Origin of the sequence: Methanoregula sp. (assembly GCF_002835825.1) — an archaeon.
Lineage (GTDB): Archaea > Halobacteriota > Methanomicrobia > Methanomicrobiales > Methanospirillaceae > Methanoregula.
Genome location: NZ_PIZH01000451.1, coordinates 1 through 1648 on the forward strand (window position 1 = coordinate 1; position 1648 = coordinate 1648).

Here is a 1648-nt window from a genome sequence, read left to right on the forward strand (position 1 = left end):
ACCTGATCAAAAGAGCCATTGACGGGGTCCTCAAAGAGTCAGTATTGGCCATTCCCAAGCACTCTGAAAATGTCCGGCAACCTCTCTTTATTGTCCGTAACCTGGACCCGAACCAGACACATTCTGTCGAGATACAGATTGTTAATCTGTCAGGTACGAATTTGTGTGGAAGGATATACAGCCTGGATCCCGGAAACAGCATGCTGGCCGATATTCCTGCGCCCGACTATAACCTGGATGTATTCTTCAATGTCCTTATTGACGGGCACTACGAATCTGAAATGCTGGTAAACATGAGTCCCACGCACGTAGCGGTGATCGAAATTGGTTCACCTGACGATCCCTATCTGGTATCGTTTTCCGTTATCGATGTTACGCCAAAGAGGATTTAGGCTGATTAGATTCCGATCCCCGGCCGGACCCCCCGCTACCGCCGGATTTCTATTGCCACTTCGTTTCTCCGCAGGAATCCGGGCGTCCACGGGGAATCGTACCGCATCAGGAACGGCTGGCCCGAGGTAACAACGCCATTGTTCTGTAATCCCTCAAGCAACCGTGATGTTTCAGATTCCACGTCTTCAGAGGATGCATATCCCGAAAACCGGACAACGGCGATGTCCCGTTCCGGTATGACCTCGATCCGGACCCTGCTGTCTGTCGGGTCAGGAGTCTCCTCCCGCGTTGTTCCCGCGGGCATCACAAACGACATGGTTCCTGCATCGGAAATTACCGGGGCGGTCATGGGAATCTTCTGCGAAGTGATGACCGGAGCAGTCATCGGGATCTTCTCCTTTGGCCTGTTGCTGCCGGAGATGTAGGCAAAGAGCAGGTTAAAGCCCGCATCGTCATTGGCAGAGTCGACCGTGGCAAGCACCAGCGCAGGGTAGTGCCGGAACTCGATCTCCCCGTTCTTTCCCGTGACTGTGTACGGGATTATTCCTGCAGATGACATCATGACCAGCAGGGCAATGATCAGGATCGCTGCAAGGGCACCGCTCACAAGAAGTATCGTGCGCATACTGCCTCATGGGGCGGTGCAGCTCATAAAAGCGCGTCTCCTGCCAAAGGGATAAAGAAAAACGATGTTACCCGTTTTTCAGGGCAACGATATCCTTTACACCCACCAGTTTCCAGACAAGCGACCGCTCCTCGTTGACGAGTACCTCAGGGCGGTCACCTGGCTTGTGGCCAAGGGCGGTGAGTACATGGGGCGAGAGTTTTTTTGTTGTCACCATGTCAACGAACTGCTGGCGGACCTTCTTTTTTGCGGCCGGGTCCTTCACTTCTTCGAGAGATCCCTGCAGGCTGACAAAAGAGAAGCGGGACATGTCCGGGGCGTACTCCTCGATCTCGACCGAGACGTTCGGGTTTTTGGCAAAATATTCCATCTTCCTGCCGTACTTTGTGGAAAGGAAGTACAGGTATTTTTTGTCAAACACGTACATGAAGGGCGCAATATAGGGATGCTCACATGCGCCAAACGATATCCGCGAGACATACTGTCGTTCGATCAGCGCATCGTACTCGGATTTTGTCATTTTCGGGATCTTTTCCGGTTTCATGGCCATTCACTCACGAAAGATGCTATTAGCGGGGAGGCTCATAAGGCTGGCGGAGGTTTTGGGAGATGCCCAACGGACTCCTACCC

General features: G+C 52.9%; 3 protein-coding genes. 1 reads left to right on the plus strand and 2 read right to left on the minus strand.

Features of this window, described 5'->3' with window-relative positions:
* Positions 1 to 392: hypothetical protein (locus CW742_RS12180; protein WP_292420745.1), on the plus strand; the 392-nt coding region annotated here is incomplete at its 5' end.
* A 35-nt stretch (positions 393 to 427) separates the two neighbouring features.
* Here CW742_RS12180 and CW742_RS12185 read toward each other — a convergent pair.
* Together CW742_RS12185 and CW742_RS12190 are read right to left on the minus strand one after the other, a co-directional pair.
* Positions 428 to 1018 (minus strand): heme-binding protein, encoded by a 591-nt coding sequence (locus CW742_RS12185; RefSeq protein ID WP_292420747.1) that lies wholly within the window; start codon positions 1016 to 1018, stop codon positions 428 to 430.
* Positions 1019 to 1085: 67 nt separating this feature from the next.
* On the minus strand, positions 1086 to 1562 hold the full coding sequence (locus CW742_RS12190; protein WP_292420749.1) for a pyridoxamine 5'-phosphate oxidase family protein: 477 nt from the start codon (positions 1560 to 1562) through the stop codon (positions 1086 to 1088).
* Positions 1563 to 1648 lie beyond the last annotated feature (86 nt).